At 60.7% G+C, this 19263-nt stretch carries 20 protein-coding genes; all 20 read right to left on the bottom strand.

Annotated elements, in window-relative coordinates; all coding sequences use genetic code 11:
• Positions 1-15: 15 nt before the first annotated feature.
• Positions 16-903, bottom strand: coding sequence for a flagellar motor protein MotD (gene motD / locus BW43_RS11115; protein WP_032887913.1), 888 nt, complete (start codon positions 901-903; stop codon positions 16-18).
• Between the two features lie 15 nt (positions 904-918).
• Complete coding sequence (locus BW43_RS11120; protein WP_032887912.1) at positions 919-1659, bottom strand: flagellar motor protein; 741 nt, start codon at positions 1657-1659, stop codon at positions 919-921.
• Entirely contained in the window at positions 1659-2798 is a 1140-nt protein-coding gene (locus tag BW43_RS11125; RefSeq protein WP_032887910.1) for a chemotaxis response regulator protein-glutamate methylesterase, read from the bottom strand. Before BW43_RS11125 ends, BW43_RS11120 begins: the two co-directional genes overlap by 1 nt.
• 48 nt (positions 2799-2846) lie before the next feature.
• Positions 2847-5051, bottom strand: a complete 2205-nt coding sequence (locus BW43_RS11130) for a chemotaxis protein CheA (RefSeq protein WP_032887908.1) — start codon at positions 5049-5051, stop codon at positions 2847-2849.
• Between the two features lie 11 nt (positions 5052-5062).
• The gene (locus tag BW43_RS11135; protein ID WP_032887907.1) at positions 5063-5851 is read right to left on the bottom strand and encodes a protein phosphatase CheZ; all 789 of its coding nucleotides are present in this window, start codon (positions 5849-5851) and stop codon (positions 5063-5065) included.
• 18 nt (positions 5852-5869) lie between these two features.
• Positions 5870-6244, bottom strand: a complete 375-nt coding sequence (locus BW43_RS11140) for a chemotaxis response regulator CheY (protein WP_160385018.1) — start codon at positions 6242-6244, stop codon at positions 5870-5872.
• Between the two features lie 170 nt (positions 6245-6414).
• Positions 6415-7155 carry an RNA polymerase sigma factor FliA gene (gene fliA / locus BW43_RS11145; RefSeq protein WP_015885174.1) on the bottom strand — a complete coding sequence of 247 codons (741 nt, stop codon included), beginning with the start codon at positions 7153-7155 and terminating at the stop codon, positions 6415-6417.
• Entirely contained in the window at positions 7152-7985 is an 834-nt protein-coding gene (fleN, locus tag BW43_RS11150; protein ID WP_003192912.1) for a flagellar synthesis regulator FleN, read from the bottom strand. Before fleN ends, fliA begins: the two co-directional genes overlap by 4 nt.
• A 106-nt stretch (positions 7986-8091) precedes the next feature.
• Positions 8092-9408, bottom strand: coding sequence for a flagellar biosynthesis protein FlhF (gene flhF, locus BW43_RS11155; RefSeq protein WP_032887905.1), 1317 nt, complete (start codon positions 9406-9408; stop codon positions 8092-8094).
• 12 nt (positions 9409-9420) lie between these two features.
• A complete protein-coding gene (flhA, locus tag BW43_RS11160; RefSeq protein WP_185160066.1) occupies positions 9421-11535 on the bottom strand; it encodes a flagellar biosynthesis protein FlhA in 2115 nt (704 codons plus the stop codon).
• Between the two features lie 158 nt (positions 11536-11693).
• Positions 11694-11897, bottom strand: a complete 204-nt coding sequence (locus BW43_RS11165) for a cold-shock protein (protein ID WP_032887903.1) — start codon at positions 11895-11897, stop codon at positions 11694-11696.
• Positions 11898-12308: 411 nt separating this feature from the next.
• On the bottom strand, positions 12309-13445 hold the full coding sequence (gene flhB / locus BW43_RS11175) for a flagellar biosynthesis protein FlhB (protein ID WP_032887899.1): 1137 nt from the start codon (positions 13443-13445) through the stop codon (positions 12309-12311).
• A 3-nt stretch (positions 13446-13448) separates the two neighbouring features.
• Positions 13449-14234 carry a flagellar biosynthetic protein FliR gene (gene fliR / locus BW43_RS11180; protein ID WP_032887898.1) on the bottom strand — a complete coding sequence of 262 codons (786 nt, stop codon included), beginning with the start codon at positions 14232-14234 and terminating at the stop codon, positions 13449-13451.
• Between the two features lie 4 nt (positions 14235-14238).
• A complete protein-coding gene (gene fliQ / locus BW43_RS11185; protein WP_003214552.1) occupies positions 14239-14508 on the bottom strand; it encodes a flagellar biosynthesis protein FliQ in 270 nt (89 codons plus the stop codon).
• 4 nt (positions 14509-14512) lie between these two features.
• Positions 14513-15256: a flagellar type III secretion system pore protein FliP gene (gene fliP / locus BW43_RS11190; protein ID WP_032887897.1), complete on the bottom strand. Its 744-nt coding sequence runs from the start codon at positions 15254-15256 to the stop codon at positions 14513-14515.
• Positions 15256-15696, bottom strand: coding sequence for a flagellar biosynthetic protein FliO (gene fliO / locus BW43_RS11195; protein WP_032887895.1), 441 nt, complete (start codon positions 15694-15696; stop codon positions 15256-15258). The genes fliP and fliO overlap by 1 nt, the downstream gene beginning before the upstream one ends.
• A 1-nt stretch (position 15697) precedes the next feature.
• Entirely contained in the window at positions 15698-16165 is a 468-nt protein-coding gene (gene fliN / locus BW43_RS11200; RefSeq protein ID WP_032887893.1) for a flagellar motor switch protein FliN, read from the bottom strand.
• 43 nt (positions 16166-16208) lie between these two features.
• Positions 16209-17177, bottom strand: a complete 969-nt coding sequence (fliM, locus tag BW43_RS11205) for a flagellar motor switch protein FliM (protein ID WP_010208755.1) — start codon at positions 17175-17177, stop codon at positions 16209-16211.
• 9 nt (positions 17178-17186) lie between these two features.
• On the bottom strand, positions 17187-17693 hold the full coding sequence (fliL, locus tag BW43_RS11210) for a flagellar basal body-associated protein FliL (RefSeq protein WP_032887891.1): 507 nt from the start codon (positions 17691-17693) through the stop codon (positions 17187-17189).
• Positions 17694-17916: 223 nt separating this feature from the next.
• Entirely contained in the window at positions 17917-19251 is a 1335-nt protein-coding gene (locus BW43_RS11215) for a flagellar hook-length control protein FliK (protein ID WP_032887889.1), read from the bottom strand.
• Positions 19252-19263: the final 12 nt, after the last annotated feature.

Genomic DNA, 19263 nt, shown 5'->3' with positions numbered 1-19263 from the left:
GAGACATTGCATAGGTTATTGAGCCGGTGACGGAGAATTGACGGCACTCTGCCGAACCGGCGGCTTTGCAGGGGCCGGTGCAGTTTGTGTGCCAGCGCGCCTCAAGGCCGCATCCGGTGTTGCATTGGCGGTGCCGGTGCCGGTCAGGCTACGGCGCACATCCAGGTTGCGTGAGACGACCAACACCACCCGACGGTTGCGCGCACGGCCTTCCAGGGTGGCGTTATTGGCCACCGGCTGGAACTCGCCATACCCCACCGACGCCAGGCGCCCGGGGTTCACACCCTGCATCGCGAGCATGCGCACGATGCTGGCGGCACGGGCCGAGGACAGCTCCCAGTTGGTCGGGTACTGCGCGGTGCTGATCGGCACATTGTCGGTAAAACCTTCGACGTGGACCGGGTTTTCAAACGGTTTGAGGATCGCCGCCACCTTGTCGATGATGGTGAACGCCTGGTCGCTGGGCAACGCATCGGCACTGGCGAACAGCAGGCTGGAATTGAGCTCGATCTCCACCCACAACTCATTGCCGCGCACGGTCATCTGGTTGGAGCTGATCAGGTCGCCAAACGCGGCACTGATGTCATCGGCGATGCTTTTCAGCGGATCGCTGGTGCCGCCCACGCCGGCAGCGGTTTCGTCGCTGTCGTTGACCAGCGGCTTGGCCGGGGTCACGCTCTTGGGCCGCTCTTCGCCAATGGGGATCGGCTTGAGCGAACGGTCGGCGTCGTTGAACACGCCGATCAGCGCCTGGGAAATGACTTTGTACTTGCCTTCGTTGATCGACGAGATGGAGTACATCACCACGAAAAATGCGAACAGCAAGGTGATGAAGTCCGCATAGGACACCAGCCACCGCTCGTGGTTGACGTGTTCCTCAGGCTCGCGACGGCGACGGCTCATTGGCATTACTCCCCATCAATCCATGAAGCCCTGAAGCTTCAATTCGATAGAGCGCGGGTTCTCGCCCTCGGCAATCGAGAGAATGCCTTCGAGCAGCATCTCGCGGTAACGGGACTGGCGCATGGCAATGGATTTGAGCTTGCTCGCTACCGGCAACAGCACCAGGTTGGCACTGGCCACACCATAGATAGTCGCGACGAACGCCACGGCGATGCCGCTGCCCAATTGCGAAGGGTCGGCCAGGTTGCCCATCACGTGGATCAGGCCCATGACTGCACCGATGATGCCGATGGTCGGCGCGTAGCCGCCCATGCTTTCAAACACTTTAGCGGCGTTGATGTCGCGGCTTTCCTGGGTGTAGAAATCCACTTCCAGGATGCTGCGGATCGCTTCCGGCTCGGCACCGTCGACCAACAACTGCAGGCCTTTACGCGAGTAGCTGTCGGGCTCGGCATCGGCCACGCCTTCCAGGCCCAGCAGGCCTTCCTTGCGTGCGGTGAGGCTCCAGTTGACCACCCGGTCGATGCCACCGGCCAAGTCGACACGTGGCGGGAAGATGATCCAGATCACGATCTGCATCGCACGCTTGAACGAGCTCATCGGTGACTGCAACAACGCAGCGCCCACGGTGCCGCCAATCACGATCAGCGCCGCCGGGCCGTTGGCCAGGGCGCCGAGGTGGCCGCCTTCGAGGTAGTTGCCGCCGATAATGGCGACAAACGCCATGATGATGCCGATCAGGCTCAATACATCCATCAGAGGCAGGCCTCCACCAGATGCTTGCCGATGTCGTCCAGGCTGTAAACGGCGTCGGCCAGGTCAGCCTTGACGATGGCCATGGGCATGCCATAGATCACGCAACTGGCTTCGTCCTGGGCCCAGATCGCACTGCCGCCCTGCTTGAGCAGGCGCGCGCCTTCACGACCGTCGGCGCCCATGCCGGTGAGTACCACCGCCAGAACTTTGTCACCGTAGGACTTGGCAGCCGAACCGAAGGTAATGTCCACGCACGGCTTGTAGTTGAGGCGCTCGTCACCCGGAAGGATTTTGATCGCGCCACGGCCATCGACCATCATCTGCTTGCCGCCTGGGGCCAGCAGCGCCAGGCCAGGGCGCAGGATGTCTCCATCCTCGGCTTCCTTGACGCTGATGCGGCATAACTTGTCCAGACGCTCGGCAAACGCTTTGGTGAACGCCGCTGGCATGTGCTGGATCAACACGATCGGCGCCGGGAAGTTGGCCGGCAATTGGGTCAATACGCGCTGCAAGGCCACCGGGCCACCGGTGGAAGTCCCAATGGCAACCAGCTTGTAAGCCTTGCGCTTGGGCGCTGGCGAATGGGCATGGGCGGCAGCCGGTGCCGACGTGCGTACCGGCGGCGGCGCAGGCCGGGTAACCGGGGCAGGCGCCGGGCGGCTGAACGAGGAACTGGTGGGCGCAGACGGCGCAGCTACCGGCGCCGGGGCGGGTGCTGGGGCGCTGAACAGGCTGCGACGGTTACTGCGGGAAATACTGTGGACTTTCTCGCACAGCAGTTGCTTGACCTTATCGGGGTTGCGCGAGATGTCTTCGAAATTCTTCGGCAGGAAGTCCACCGCACCGGCATCCAGCGCGTCGAGGGTCACTCGGGCACCTTCATGGGTCAGCGAGGAGAACATCAATACCGGGGTCGGGCAGCGTTGCATGATGTGCCGAACTGCCGTGATGCCATCCATCATCGGCATCTCGTAGTCCATGGTGATCACGTCCGGCTTTAGCGCAATGGCTTGATCAATCGCCTCTTTACCGTTGGTGGCCGTACCGACCACCTGGATGCTTGGATCGGCGGAAAGAATTTCCGAGACGCGGCGGCGGAAGAAACCCGAATCGTCCACCACCAGGACCTTGACTGCCATAAACACTCCGTTAGGCGGGGCGGGCATTACCGCCCTGCCCCGCCAGAATCAAATACGCCGTGCGGCGTAACGCTTGAGCATGCTCGGAACATCGAGAATCAGCGCGATCCGACCGTCACCGGTAATGGTCGCACCCGACATGCCCGGGGTTCCCTGCAGCATTTTGCCCAAAGGCTTGATGACCACTTCTTCCTGGCCAACCAGTTGATCGACGACAAACCCGATCCGCTGAGTGCCCACCGAGAGAATCACCACATGGCCTTCGCGCTGCTCCTCATGGGCAGCCGATGCAACCAGCCAGCGCTTGAGGTAGAACAACGGCAGCGCTTTATCACGCACGATCACCACTTCCTGACCGTCCACCACGTTGGTGCGCGACAGGTCGAGGTGGAAGATCTCGTTGACGTTGACCAACGGGAAGGCGAACGCCTGGTTGCCCAGCATCACCATCAGGGTCGGCATGATCGCCAAGGTCAACGGCACCTTGATGACGATCTTGGAGCCCTGGCCCTTGGTCGAGTAGATGTTGATCGAGCCATTGAGCTGGCTGATCTTGGTCTTCACCACGTCCATGCCCACGCCACGGCCCGACACGTCGGAGATCTCGGTCTTGGTCGAGAAGCCAGGGGCGAAGATCAGGTTGTAGCACTCGGTGTCGGTCAGGCGGTCGGCGGCGTCTTTGTCCATCACGCCACGCTTGACGGCGATATTGCGCAAGATCGCCGGGTCCATGCCCTTGCCGTCATCGGTGATCGACAGCAGGATGTGGTCGCCCTCTTGCTCCGCCGCCAGAATCACCTTGCCGCCACGGGACTTGCCCGAGGCTTCGCGTTCTTCAGGGGTTTCGACGCCGTGATCGACAGCGTTGCGCACCAAGTGGACCAGCGGGTCGGCCAGGGCCTCGACAAGGTTTTTGTCGAGGTCGGTTTCTTCACCCACCAGTTCCAGGTTGATCTCTTTCTTCAGCTGGCGCGCCAGGTCACGAACCAGGCGCGGGAAGCGGCCGAAGACTTTCTTGATCGGCTGCATCCGGGTTTTCATCACCGCGGTTTGCAGGTCAGCCGTCACCACGTCGAGGTTCGACACGGCCTTCTGCATGGCTTCATCGCCACTGCTCAAGCCCAGGCGCACCAGCCGGTTACGCACCAGTACCAGCTCGCCGACCATGTTCATGATGTCGTCCAGACGCGCGGTATCAACCCGCACGGTGGTTTCGGCTTCACTGGCGGGTTTTTCCGCCGGTGGGGGCGCAGCCGCACGCGCAGGAGCTGGAGCCGGGGCTGCGGGCTTGGCCGCTGCCACAGGCGCAGGCGCAGCCGCTTTAGCAGCAGCCGGTGCTGCCGTGGCGACTGCAGCCGCTGGGGCGACTTCGCTGAACTTGCCCTTGCCGTGCAAATCATCCAGCAGCGCTTCGAATTCGTGATCAGAGATCAACCCATCGTCCGCAGGCTTGGCACTGGCAGCCGCCGCCGCAGCAGCAGGCGCTGCCGCCACTTCCGGCAGGGCGTCGACCGCAAACGTGCCTTTGCCGTGCAACTGGTCAAGCAAGGCTTCGAATTCGTCATCGGTGATGTCGGTGCTGGCCGGGGCCGCAGGCGCTTCGGCAGCCGCGACAGGCGCCACCGCATCGGCGGCGAACTGGCCTTTACCGTGCAACTGGTCGAGCAGGGATTCGAACTCGGCGTCGGTGATGTCTTCACTGGTCGGTGCCGCTGCCGGGGCAACGGCGGCCGGTGCTTCAGCTTCGGCCTTGACGGCACTGAGGGAGTTGAGCAGTTGTTCGAACTCATTGTCCGTCACATCCGCTTCAGGCTCCGCCACCGGCTCAGGCGCGGCCTCAACCACCGGCGCTGCCGTGGTGTCGGCTGGCTCTGCATAGCGCGCCAGGGCGGCCAGCAGTTCCGGGGTGGCAGCCGTGATCGGGGCACGTTCGCGAACTTCGCTGAACATGCCGTTGACCGCATCCAGTGCTTCGAGAATCACGTCCATCAATTCCGAATCAACGTGACGCTCACCCTTGCGCAGGATGTCGAACACGTTCTCGGCGATGTGGCAGCACTCCACCAGCTCATGGAGCTGGAGGAAGCCGGCGCCCCCTTTTACAGTATGAAAACCGCGAAAAATTGCATTGAGCAGGTTCGCATCATCCGGTCGGCTTTCCAGCTCGACCAGTTGTTCGGACAGTTGCTCTAAAATTTCGCCGGCCTCTACAAGGAAATCCTGAAGGATCTCTTCATCGGCGCCGAAGCTCATGTGGGTGCTCCTTAGAAGCCTAAACTGGATAACAGGTCATCTACGTCATCCTGACCTGACACAACGTCTTCACGTTTATCGGCATGAATCTGCGGACCTTCACCCTTGGCGAGATGTTTTTGTGGATCTTTTTCAGAGAGGATCGCTTCGCGGTCATGTTCGATGCCGGCAAAACGGTCTACCTGGCCAGCCATGAGCACCAATTTGAGCAAATTGCTTTCCACTTCGGTAACCAACTGGGTTACACGTTTGATCACCTGACCGGTGAGGTCCTGGTAATCCTGGGCCAGCAGAATGTCATTGAGGTTGCTGGAAACCGTGCGGTTTTCCTGTTCGCTGCGCGACAGAAAACCGTCGACCCGACGGGCCAATTCACGAAACTCTTCAGCCCCGACTTCGCGACGCATGAAGCGGCCCCAGTCAACGCTGAGGGCCTGGGCTTCATTGGCCATGCCGTTGACCAGAGGCGTGGCATTTTCCACCAGGTCCATGGTGCGGTTAGCCGCGGCCTCGGTCAGCCTGACCACATAGGACAGGCGTTCGGTGGCATCAGTGATCTGCGAGATTTCTTCGGCCTGGGGCATGTGCGGGTCAATCTGAAAATTGACGATCGCACTGTGCAGCTCGCGTGTGAGCTTGCCCACTTCCTGGTACAGGCCGCGGTCACGGGTCTGGTTGAGCTCATGGATCAACTGCACCGCGTCGCCGAAGTGGCCTTTTTCAAGGCTGTCGACCAACTGGTGAGCATGCTTTTTCAGGGTCGACTCAAAGTCTCCCTGTGACGTTTCTTTATGCTCCATAGCTCCCCCGCGATGGCATTAGCCGTGGATGCGTTCAAAGATCTTTTCGATCTTCTCTTTCAAGGCCTGTGCAGTGAATGGCTTGACTACGTAACCGTTGACCCCGGCCTGGGCGGCTTCGATGATCTGTTCACGCTTGGCTTCGGCGGTCACCATCAACACGGGAAGGCTGCGCAGTTTTTCGTCGGCACGCACGTGGCGCAACAAGTCGATACCGGTCATGCCCGGCATGTTCCAGTCTGTTACCAGAAAGTCGATGCTCCCGCTGTTGAGGATCGGAATCGCCGTAAGGCCGTCATCCGCCTCGACCGTGTTTGTGAACCCAAGGTCACGCAACAGGTTTTTTATGATCCGCCGCATCGTTGAGAAGTCATCAACGATGAGGATTTTCATGTTCTTGTCCAATTCGACCTCCAAGCAGTCTTAAACGCGCCCAGCACCTGGACGCGCCATTTCAATCAACAGGCATTACACAAAAAGGACTGCCGGGGGCACCACGGATCGAACCCACGAAGGCCTATCACCTTCGCGGTATCGCTTTGCAATGCTCCCCACACTGCCTGTCAGCGCGCTCGCCACTCTCCCAAACGCCCCCGCAAGCGGGCTGCGCATTGGCTGTGCAACTGGCTGACACGCGATTCGCTGACCCCCAGGACCTCACCGATTTCCTTGAGGTTCAGCTCTTCGTCGTAATACAGCGCCAACACTAACCGCTCGCGCTCGGGCAAGTTGGCAATGGCGTCCGCCAATGCACCCTGGAAGCGTTCATCTTCCAGGTCGCGTGACGGTTCCATATGCGCGCTCGCGCCGTCCTCGTGCAGCCCTTCGTGTTCGCCGTCCTGCAACAGGTCGTCGAAACTGAACAGGCGGCTGCCCAAGGTATCGTTCAAAATCCCGTAATAATCGTCGAGACTCAATTGGAGTTCGGCCGCAACTTCATGATCTTTAGCGTCGCGACCGGTTTTTGCTTCAATTGCACGAATTGCGTCGCTGACCATGCGCGTATTTCGGTGCACCGAACGCGGCGCCCAATCACCTTTACGCACCTCATCAAGCATCGCGCCACGGATACGGATACCCGCATACGTCTCGAAACTCGCGCCTTTGCTGGCATCGTATTTGGTCGACACTTCGAGCAAGCCGATCATGCCGGCCTGGATCAGGTCCTCGACCTGCACGCTGGCGGGCAGGCGAGCCAGCAAGTGATAGGCGATACGCTTGACCAGCGGCGCATAGCGCTCAATCAACTCACCCTGACTGTCACGGGCAGATTTCTTGTAGGCGTTGTAGCCATTCGCTGTCATAGCACCGGTCCTGCGCTCGTCTGATGTACCAATCGCTCGACGAAAAACTCCAGATGCCCACGAGGGTTGGCGGGCAACGGCCAGGTATCGACCTTCTGGGCAATAGCCTTGAACGCCAATGCGCATTTGGAACGAGGGAACGCTTCGTAGACTGCACGCTGCTTTTGCACAGCCTTGCGCACGCACTCGTCGTAGGGAACTGCGCCGACGTATTGTAAGGCGACATCGAGGAAGCGATCCGTGACCTTGGTCAACTTGGCGAACAGATTGCGCCCTTCCTGCGGACTCTGGGCCATGTTGGCCAGGACGCGGAAGCGGTTCATGCCGTAGTCACGGTTAAGCAGTTTGATCAGGGCGTAGGCGTCGGTGATCGAGGTGGGTTCATCGCAGACCACCAGCAGGACTTCCTGCGCGGCGCGCACGAAGCTGACCACGGACTCGCCGATCCCGGCGGCGGTGTCGATCACCAGCACGTCGAGGTTGTCGCCGATATCACTGAATGCCTGGATCAGGCCGGCATGCTGCGCCGGGCTCAGGTGCACCATGCTCTGGGTACCGGAGGCAGCCGGCACGATGCGGATCCCGCCAGGGCCCTGGAGCAGCACGTCGCGCAGCTCACAGCGCCCCTCGATCACATCGGCAAGGGTGTGTTTGGGCGTCAGTCCCAGCAGAACGTCGACGTTCGCCAGCCCCAGGTCAGCATCCAGCAGCATGACGCGACGGCCAAGCTCTGCCAGGGCCAGGGACAAATTCACTGACACGTTAGTCTTTCCGACGCCACCTTTGCCGCCGGTCACCGCGATCACCTGTACGGGATGCATGCTGCCCATTTTATTTCTTTACCTTGTCTTGCTTAGACGCAGGCTACATGGCTTGGCCGCGTGAATCGCTTGCAGACCATCAATGTAGGTACATTTCACGGTGTTCATCCTGACTTCAACCGACCCGTTTTGCCGGGTTGTGGTAGAGGTCGGCGAACATATCGGCCATCGCTTCCTCGCTAGGCTCTTCTTGCATTTGCACGCTGACGGCACGGCTGACCAACTGATGACGGCGCGGCAGATGAAGATCATCCGGGATCCGCGGCCCGTCGGTCAGGTAGGCAACCGGTAATTCATGACTGATTGCCAGGCTCAACACTTCACCCAGGCTGGCGGTTTCATCCAGTTTCGTGAGGATGCAACCGGCCAGGCCACAGCGTTTGTAGCTATGGTACGCAGCGGTAAGAACCTGTTTTTGGCTGGTGGTTGCAAGCACCAGGTAATTTTTCGACTTGATGCCACGCCCGGCCAGGGTTTCCAGTTGCATGCGCAACGCCGGGTCGCTGGCTTGCAAGCCGGCGGTGTCGATCAGCACCACGCGCTTGCGCAGCAGCGGATCGAGGGCGTTGGCCAGGGACTGGCCCGGGTCGACGTGGGTCACCGGTACATTGAGGATGCGGCCCAACGTCTTGAGCTGCTCCTGGGCGCCGATCCTGTAGCTGTCCATGCTCACCAGCGCGATATTATTCGCGCCGTACTTGAGCACATAACGCGCTGCCAGCTTGGCGAGGGTGGTGGTCTTGCCCATGCCGGCAGGGCCGACCATGGCGATCACACCGCCCTCTTCCAGGGGTTCGATTTCCGGGGTAGCGATCATCCGCGCCAGGTGGGCCAGCAACATGCGCCAGGCCTGGCGGGGTTCTTCGATTTCGGTGGTCAGGGCCAGCAGGTCGCGGGACAACGGGCCGGACAAGCCAATGCGTTGCAGGCGACGCCACAGGTTGGCCTGTTGCGGTTTGCTGCCTTGCAGCTGCGTCCAGGCCAGCGAGCCGAGCTGCACTTCCAGCAGTTCGCGCAGGCCGTTGAGCTCAAAGCGCATCGAGTCGAACACACGCTGGTCAACTGCGGCGGCCGGGGCTGGCGCGGCAGGACGCGGCGGCTCGACGAAGGTCGGCTCAACCAGTGGTTCGGCAGCGGTCAGCGGCAGCCCGGCGAACAACTGGCGATTGGTGGTGGTATCGCTGTCGCCACGCATGCTCAGCTCAGCCTGAGCCGAGACGATGCGCGAAGCGGTCTTGCGCAGCTCGTCTTCGAGCTCCATGTTCGGTACACGCGGCGCCAGCGCCGAGGGGGTGTAATCCAGGGCAGCCGTCAGCTCGACACCGCCGGCAATACGACGGTTACCGATAATCGCGGCGTCGGCGCCCAGCTCATCACGGACCAGTTTCATGGCCTGACGCATATCGGCGGCGAAAAAACGCTTAACTTGCATAACCCACTACCCTCAGCCGTTGGGCCCTACTGTCGCGACGATAGTCACTTGCTTGTTGTCAGGAATTTCCTGATAAGCCAAAACGTGCAAATTCGGTACTGCCAAGCGTCCAAACCGCGACAACATCGCGCGGACCGGACCTGCCACCAGCAGAATCACCGGTTGGCCCTGCATTTCCTGACGCTGTGCGGCGTCGATCAACGAACGCTGCAGCTTTTCAGCCATGCTTGGCTCCAGCAGAACGCCCTCTTCCTGGCCTTGTCCTGCCTTCTGAATACTATTGAGCAATATTTGTTCCAACCTTGGTTCCAAGGTGATCACAGGCAGCTCAGAGTCAAGCCCTACAATGCTTTGCACGATTGCACGGGACAATCCGACACGCACCGCAGCCACCAGCGCGGCGGTATCTTGACTCTTGGCGGCGTTGTTGGCGATGGCCTCGGCAATGCTGCGAATGTCGCGTACCGGTACCTGTTCGGCCAGCAGCGCTTGCAGCACCTTGAGCAATTGCGACAGCGACAGCACGCCGGGCACCAGCTCTTCCGCCAGTTTTGGCGAGGCTTTGCCCAGTAAGCCCATCAATTGCTGGACTTCTTCGTGGCCGATGAGCTCGTGGGAGTGCTTGTACAGAATCTGGTTGAGGTGGGTCGCGACCACCGTGCTGGCGTCCACCACGGTATAGCCCAGTGACTGCGCCTGGCTGCGCTGGCTGATTTCGATCCACACCGCCTCCAGGCCGAAAGCCGGATCTTTGGCGGTAATGCCGTTGAGGCTGCCGAACACCTGGCCTGGGTTGATCGCCAACTCGCGATCCGGATAGATCTCGGCTTCAGCCAGGATCACCCCCATCAGGGTCAGGCGGTAGGCGCTCGGAGCCAGATCGAGGTTGTCGCGGATGTGCACGGTGGGCATCAGGAAGCCCAGGTCCTGCGAGAGCTTCTTGCGCACACCCTTGATCCGCGCGAGCAATTGGCCGCCTTGGTTGCGGTCCACCAGCGGGATAAGGCGATAGCCAACTTCCAGGCCGATCATGTCGATGGGGGTCACGTCGTCCCAGCCCAACTCCTTGGTTTCCTGGGCGCGGGCTGGCGATGGCAGCAGTTCTTGTTGACGCGCAACTTCTTGCAGGGCTTGGACCTTGACCGCGTTTTGCTTCTTCCAGAACAGGTAGGCACCACCGCCCGCCATGGCCGCCATGCTCAGGAACGACACATGGGGCATGCCCGGGACAATGCCCATGATCGCCATGATGCCCGCCGCCACGGCCAACGCCTTGGGCGATGCAAACATCTGCCGGCTGATCTGCTTGCCCATGTCTTCGGAGCCCGACGCACGGGTCACCATGATGGCTGCAGCTGTAGATAACAACAGTGATGGCAATTGCGCCACTAAACCGTCACCGATGGTCAGCAAGGCGTACACCTTGCCCGCATCGCCGAAGGTCATGCCGTGCTGAAAGATACCGACGGCCATGCCGCCGATCAGGTTGATGAACAGAATCAACAGGCCAGCGATGGCGTCACCGCGCACGAATTTGCTGGCACCGTCCATGGAGCCGTAGAACTCGGCTTCCTGGGCCACTTCCAGGCGGCGGGTCTTGGCTTGATTCTGGTCGATCAGACCGGCGTTGAGGTCGGCGTCGATGGCCATTTGTTTGCCGGGCATGGCGTCGAGGGTAAAGCGTGCGCTCACCTCGGAAATCCGCCCGGCGCCCTTGGTGACCACCACGAAGTTAATGATCATCAGGATCGCGAACACCACGATACCGACCACGTAGTTACCGCCGATCACCACCTCACCGAAGGCCTGGATCACCTTACCGGCGGCCGCGTGGCCGTCCTGGCCGTGGAGCATGACCACGCGGGTGGACGCCACGTTGAGCGCCAGCCGCAGCAGGGTCGCCACCAGCAGGATCGTCGGGAATACCGCAAAGTCCAGCGGCCGCAGGGCGTAAACACACACCAACAGGACCACGACCGACAACGCAATGTTGAAGGTGAAGAACACGTCCAGCAGGAACGGCGGCATCGGCAACATCATCATTGCCAGCATCACCAGCAACAACAACGGCACACCCAGATTGCCCCGCGAGAGGTCAGTCAGGGTCGTACGGGCCGTGCCGAGCATTTGAGAGCGATCCACCACCGGTATTCCTCGTTTCCTTGAAGCAAACTTTTGACGCCGGAAGGCGTCCTGGAGGCGGTATTGCAAGAAGCCTTCCAACTTTTGCTTTAAAAAACGCGGATTGCTCCCAAGCACGCTGGAGCACTATCAGGCCGGGCAATTCAACTGACGATTTGCACTTCGGTAGCCTGATCACCCTTTTGACCTGTTTCTACTTTGAACTCCACTTTCTGCCCCTCCTCAAGGGTTTTATAGCCCTCGCCCTTGATCGCCGAATAGTGGACGAAGAGATCTCCCCCACCATCCTGACTGATAAAGCCATAGCCTTTTTCCCCGTTAAACCACTTCACCGTACCTGTCGACATTGCCGCTCTCCTGACCTCGCTCAGCACACCACACGAGACTCACTGGATAATCTTGATATGGGACGCGAATACGCCCTCAGGGCGGTGGATCCTCGTAAATTGCACCCTTAGGCCCTCTCTGAGCCAAATCCCTGCAGAACTCGTGAGATCCACCAACACGTGTTCGTCGCCGCCATCCATAGCAATCATTCCCTCCCCTGTTTTGCGGTCGTATTCCTCGACCGTCCCTTTAACCACTTCCATTGCAACACCCTCTGCCTCACGCACAGCAATGTGCGTGGAAAACCCAGTGTTATGGAACCGCGATAAAGGGACGGCAGCTACTGTCAAAGTTGACAGGTAGACGACCGACAACGACGAGTGGTAGGGGGAAGGATGGAGCCGGGAGGGAGAGTTCGGGGCAGTTGATAATCAGGAGTCGCGGCGCAATTCCGGTGGGATCGGCAGATCCTTGAGCGGGTCCGGACGCTTGCCCTTGCCCGCGCGGTATTGGCGGATCTGATAGACATACGCCAACACCTGAGCCACGGCCAGGTAAAGCCCGGCGGGGATTTCCTGATCGAGATCGGTGGAGTAGAAGATCGACCGCGCCAGTTCCGGCGATTCGAGCAACAGAATGTCGTGGGCCACGGCGATTTCGCGGATTTTCAGCGCAGTAAAGTCGCTACCCTTGGCCAGCAGCATCGGTGCGCCGCCCTTCTCCGGGTCGTACTTGAGGGCCACGGCGTAGTGGGTCGGGTTGGTGATGACCACGTCGGCGTCGGGCACCGACGCCATCATCTTGCGCTGGGACATTTCCCGCTGCAGCTGGCGGATGCGTTGCTTGACCTCGGGCCGCCCTTCCTGATCCTTGTGTTCGTCGCGCACTTCCTGCTTGGTCATCAGCAGTTTTTTGTGGCTTTCCCACAGCTGGATCGGCGCATCCACTGCCGCAATGATGATCAGCCCGGCGGCCATCCATAGCGCGCTCCAGCCGACCACTTGCACGCTGTGGATGATCGCCGACTCCAGCGGTTCGTGGGCGATAAGCAGCAGGTCGTCGATGTCGGACGACAACACCATCAGCGCCACAAACAGAATCAGGATGAACTTGGCCAGGGCCTTGAGCAGCTCCACCAGGGCCTTGGCGGAGAACATGCGCTTGAGCCCGGCTCCGGGGTTCATGCGACTGAACTTGGGCGCCATGCTGCTCGCGGCGAACAGCCAGCCGCCGAGGGCTACCGGGCCGATCAGCGCGGCCAGCAACAAGGTAATCAGGATGGGCTGCACCGCCAGGATCGCGATCTTGCCCGAGTGCAACAGGTATTGCCCCATCGCATCAGGGTTAAGCAACACCTCACGAGGCAAGGTGAAGTTGTGCTTCATCAGCTCCAGCAAGTCGAGCGCCAAACCACCGCCGTAGATCAGCAAGGCGCCGGCACCGGCCATCATGGTCGCAACGGTATTGAGCTCTTTGGAGCGCGCAATCTCGCCCTTTTCCCTGGAGTCCTTTTTACGTTTCTCCGTGGGGTCTTCTGTTTTGTCCTGACCACTCTCGCTCTCGGCCATGGCTCAGCGCGCCCGTGCCAGATCACGTAAGAACTGCAAGGCGTCGGTCGCCAGCGGTTGATACTGATTGAGAATGTCGGCCAGGCCGATCCAGAAAATCCCCATGCCCAACACCAGGGTCAACGGGAAACCAATCGAAAAGATGTTCAACTGCGGTGCCGCACGGGTCATCACGCCAAACGCGATGTTGACCACCAACAATGCGGTAATCGCCGGCAGTACCAGCAACAGCGAAGCCCCCAGCACCCAACCGAGGCGCCCGACCGTTTCCCAGAAGTGATTGACCACCAACCCCGACCCCACCGGCAAGGTGGTGAAGCTTTCGGTCAGCACCTCGAACGCCACCAGATGCCCGTTCATCGCCAGGAACAGCAAGGTCACCAGCATCGTCAGGAATTGCCCGATCACCGCCGCCGACACACCGTTAGTGGGGTCGACCATGGAGGCGAAGCCCATGCCCATCTGGATCGAGATGATTTGCCCGGCAATCACAAACGCCTGGAAGAACAGTTGCAGGGAAAACCCCAACATGGCACCGATCAGGACTTGTTCGGCGATCAGCATAAGGGCACTCAGGTCCAGGGCATTCACCGACGGCATGGGCGGCAAGCCCGGCACCAGCACCACCGTGATCGCCACCGCCAAATACAGGCGCACCCGGCGTGGCACCAGGGTCGTGCCGAACACCGGCATGGCCATCAACATGGCCGTCACGCGGAACAACGGCAGGATGAACGACGCCACCCACGTGCTGATCTGGGTGTCGGTCAATGCCAGCAGGGAATTCACCCGATCAGCCGATCAACTGAGGAATACTGCCGTACAGCTGCAGGATGTATTCCATAAAGGTTTGCACCAGCCACGGGCCGGCGACGATCAGGGTGATCAGCATCACCAGCAGGCGCGGCAGGAAGCTCAAGGTCTGTTCGTTGATCTGGGTGGCAGCCTGGAACATCGCCACCAGCAGGCCCACCAATAGGCTCGGCACCACCAGCACGGCAACCATCATGGTGGTCAGCCACAGCGCTTCTCGGAACAGGTCGACGGCTACTTCTGGCGTCATTGCGCTATACCCCGCCGAAACTGCCGGCCAGGGTGCCGATAATCAGCGCCCAACCGTCTACCAGCACAAACAGCATGATCTTGAACGGCAACGAGATGATCAGTGGTGACAGCATCATCATACCCATGGCCATCAGCACGCTCGCCACCACCAGGTCGATGATCAGGAACGGGATAAAGATCATGAAGCCGATCTGGAACGCGGTCTTCAACTCGGAAGTCACAAAGGCCGGTACGAGAATGGTCAGCGGCGCCTGGTCCGGGGTCGCGATGTCGGTACGCTTGGACAGGCGCATGAACAGCTCAAGGTCACTGGAGCGGGTCTGCGACAGCATGAAATCCTTGATAGGAACCTGTGCCCGGTCAATCGCCACCTGGGCGGTGATGGTTTCCGCCAGATAGGGCTGCAGGGCTTGCTGGTTCACTTTGTCGAAAACCGGCGCCATGATGAACATGGTCAGAAACAACGCCATGCCGGTGAGGATCTGGTTCGACGGCGTCTGCTGCAGGCCCAGGGCCTGACGCAGGATCGAGAACACGATGATGATCCGCGTGAAGCTGGTCATCAGCATCACAAACGCCGGGATAAAGCTCAGCGCGGTCATGATCAGCAGGATCTGCAGGCTGACCGAATACTCCTGGGCCCCGGCCGCGTTGGTACCCAGCGTAATCGCCGGGATCGACAACGGGTCGGCGGCAAACGCCAACGGCGCCGCCAGCCACAGCATGAGCGTCAATAACACGCGCATTACTTCTTATCCTTCTGATCCTTGCCCAGCAGTTCCATCAGGCGCTGAGCGAATTCGGGCGTGGCGGGCTTGGACTGATCCACGTTCACTGGGGTCTTGAGCACATGCAACGGGGTGATGCGGCCAGGAGTGAGGCCCAGCAGGATCTGCTCTTCACCCACTTGCACCAGCACCAGCCGATCACGCGGGCCGAGGGCGCGGGAGCCGATCATCTCGATCACCTGCGCGTTACCCGGACCCACCTGCTGTACGCGGCGCAACAGCCAGGCCAACACGAAGATCAGGCCAACCACCAGCAACAGCCCCAGCACCAGTTGGGTCAACTGGCCACCGAGGCCGCTGCCGACCGGCGCCGCCGCGGCGGCCGCCTGGGCCACCGGCTCTGCGGCCCAAGCGCCCAATGGCAGCGCGACCAACAGTCCCACCATCAGCCGCTTCATATCAGCGCAACTTCTTGATGCGTTCGCTTGGGCTGATCACGTCCGTCAGGCGGATGCCGAACTTTTCGTTGACCACCACCACTTCACCGTGGGCAATCAGGGTGCCGTTGACCAACACGTCCAAGGGCTCACCCGCCAGGCGATCCAGCTCGATCACCGAGCCCTGGTTGAGTTGCAGCAGGTTGCGGATGTTGATGTCGGTGCTGCCCACTTCCATGGAAATCGACACCGGGATGTCGAGGATCACGTCCAGGTTCGGCCCATCGAGGGTCACCGGGTCGTTGTTCTTCGGCACGCTGCCAAACTCTTCCATCTGCAGGCGGTTACCTGCGGGGGCAGTGGCGGCATCGGCGGCCAGCAGGGCGTCGATATCGTCTTGGCCAACATCGCCGGTTTCTTCCAGGGCCGCAGCCCATTCGTCAGCCAGAGCCTGGTCTTCGGCGGAAGTGTTTTCGTGTTCGGTAGCCATTACATGTCCTCGGCGGAGCAAACATTCATAAATAGGGGATGCATCAGCGACGGTTGATCGGCTCAACCACTTGCAGCGCCAGGTTGCCCTTATGGGAACCCAGCTTGACCTTGAACGACGGCACGCCGTTGGCGCGCATGATCATTTCTTCCGGCAATTCGACCGGGATGATGTCTCCCGGCTGCATGTGCAAAATATCCCGCAGGCGCAATTGGCGACGGGCTACGGTGGCGCTCAGCGGCACGTCGACGTCCAGCAAGTCTTCGCGCAAGGCCTTGACCCAACGCTCGTCCTGGTCGTCCAGGTCGGACTGGAAACCGGCATCAAGCATCTCGCGCACCGGCTCGATCATCGAGTACGGCATAGTCACGTGCAGGTCGCCGCCGCCGCCATCGAGTTCGATGTGGAAAGTGGACACCACAATCGCTTCGCTCGGGCCGACGATGTTGGCCATGGCCGGGTTCACTTCCGAGTTGATGTACTCGAAATTGACTTCCATGATCGCCTGCCAGGCTTCCTTCAAATCGATGAAGGCCTGCTCCAGCACCATGCGCACGACGCGCAATTCGGTGGGGGTGAATTCACGGCCTTCGATCTTGGCGTGACGGCCATCACCGCCGAAGAAGTTGTCCACCAGCTTGAACACCAGTTTGGCGTCGAGGATGAACAGCGCAGTGCCGCGCAACGGCTTGATCTTGACGAGGTTAAGGCTGGTGGGAACGTACAGCGAATGCACGTACTCACCGAACTTCATCACCTGCACGCCGCCCACCGCCACGTCCGCCGAGCGGCGCAGCATGTTGAACATACTGATCCGGGTGTAGCGAGCGAAGCGTTCGTTGATCATCTCCAGCGTCGGCATGCGTCCACGGACGATGCGATCCTGGCTGGTCAGGTCATAACTTTTGACGCTGCCGGGCTCGGCAGCCATTTCGGTCTGTACCAGACCGTCGTCGACGCCATGCAACAGCGCGTCGATTTCATCCTGGGACAGCAGGTCTTGCACGGCCATGTCGTGATCCTACTGCAATACGAAGTTAGTGAAGAGCGCCTGCTCGACCACGACTTTGCCGAGCTCCTTCTGGGCCACTTCCTGCACGCTGGCAGTGACCTTCTGGCGCAGCATTTCCTGGCCCACCGGGGTGGCCAAGGTGTCGAAGCTCTGCCCGGAGAACAGCATCACCAGGTTGTTGCGGATCACCGGCATATGCACTTTGAGGGCATCCAGGTCCGCCGCATTCCGTGCCAGCAAGGTGATGCTCACTTGCAGGTAGCGTTGGCGACCGTTCTGATTGAAGTTGGCGACAAAGGCCGGAAGCATCGGCTCGAAGATTGCCGGTGGCTTGACGTTACTGGCGGTTTCGGCGGCAGGTGCCGGTTTGCTTGCACTGCTATGCATGATGTACCAAGTGCCGCCCACCGAGGCCCCGATGGCCAGGAGCAGGCCCACGACTATCATCAGGATAAGCTTGAGCTTGCCTTTGCCTGCCGGTGCGGGTGCTTTTGCTGCGTCGTCGCTCTTCGCCATGCCAATAATCCGTCACTATTCGGGAATTCATAGATCTACGGATAGGCAAGAGCAAGTGTTATGCCAGAGTTGTCTGGCAGGCAGAGACGAACGAACACCACAAAACAAATGTGGGAGGGAGCTTGCCCCGATGAGGGTGTGTCAGTTCATACATCGGTTGACTGATACACCCTCACCGGAGGGCAAGTCCCCTCCCACAATTTGGATCTGTACGCGGCTCAAGTCAGGCGTAGTAATCGACGGCGCTGGAGCCGATCACTGTAGAGCTCACTGGCACCACGGCTTCAGCCACATCAATGTGGTTGCCACTGTCGCCGCTGTCAGCCCCTCGCCCGCTGCGACTCACGCCACTGGTCTGGGCCTGCTGCTGTTGCTGCTCCTGGCCACGGGATTGGTCGGACACGTTGACGTCCACCTGCCCCATACCCTGTTGCGCAAACATTTCCCGCAGGCGACCCGACTGGCTTTCCAGCGCTTCACGCACCACCGGGTGGGCGCTCATGAAGTTGACCTGGGCTTGCTGGTCGGCGGTCATGTTGACCTTGATATCCAGACGGCCGAGTTCAGCCGGTTGCAACTGGATCTCCGCCGACTTGAGGTTGGCGCTGGACAGGTACATCACCCGATTGACGATCTCGTCGGTCCAACCGCTCTGGTGCATGGCCAGTGGCGCATTCGTCACCGGCGGCAACGCGTTGGCCGTTTTCGGCGTGGCCGCCTGGGTCAATGCCGCCAAACGATTGGCGAAATCATCGACACGGGTGTCGCTGGTGGCGTTTTTAAGGTCTTTGAGGCCGTCTTCGATCAAGCCGCTGAAGGCCTTGTCACCGCCTTGGTCAGTGCTGTCTTTGGTGGCTTGCTGGTCGACCATTGTGGCCAGGCCAGCGGCAAAGTTCTGCGCGGCGGTTGGCTGGTCCTGGGTAGTCGTCGGTGCGGTTTTGGCCGGCGCCTGACTGCTGGCCGACACATGCCCGCCCTGCTCCATCGCCAGGCGCACGGCCGGCATGGCATCCAGGGGATCGGCCTCAGGATCGAAGGCCGGCTTGACCTCCTCGGTCGCCGCGATGGGCACAGCGACCAACGGCAGGGCCTTGTCGTCCTGGGCGGCAGCGGCGGGTTCCGGGGTTTCCACCGGCACGACCACCGGCAAGACCACAGGCGTGACAGCGGCAATCATGGCCGGGTCGACGACGGGATCAGTCGGGGGCTGCTGCGCGAGTGCTGGATCGGCGGGTGCGTCGTCATCCTTATTGGCGCTGTCGTCGGACGGCTTGGCAGGCAAGGTCTTGCCGCTATCGGCAACCGCCGGTGTACTGGCGGCAGGCTTGTCGGTACCGGCAGCCGGCTTGGCGCTGGCGTCGACAGGCTTGTCGCGTGTGGGTTTGGCCGCGTTGTCGTCGGTTTTGACCGACGGTTTCGAGCCTTGGCTGGCGAACACTTGAGCGAAGCCAGGGCCCTTGTCCCGTGGGTCCGCAGCCGCTACCTGGGGGTTGGCAGCGGGCGCTTGAGGCTTGGCCGCGGGGGCAGCCTGAAGAAGCGAATTGGGGGCGACTGGCATAGGTAAAGGTCT

Source organism: Pseudomonas sp. RIT357 (genome assembly GCF_000632245.1).
Lineage (GTDB): Bacteria > Pseudomonadota > Gammaproteobacteria > Pseudomonadales > Pseudomonadaceae > Aquipseudomonas > Aquipseudomonas sivasensis.
This window is presented reverse-complemented; position numbering and strand designations above follow the sequence as displayed.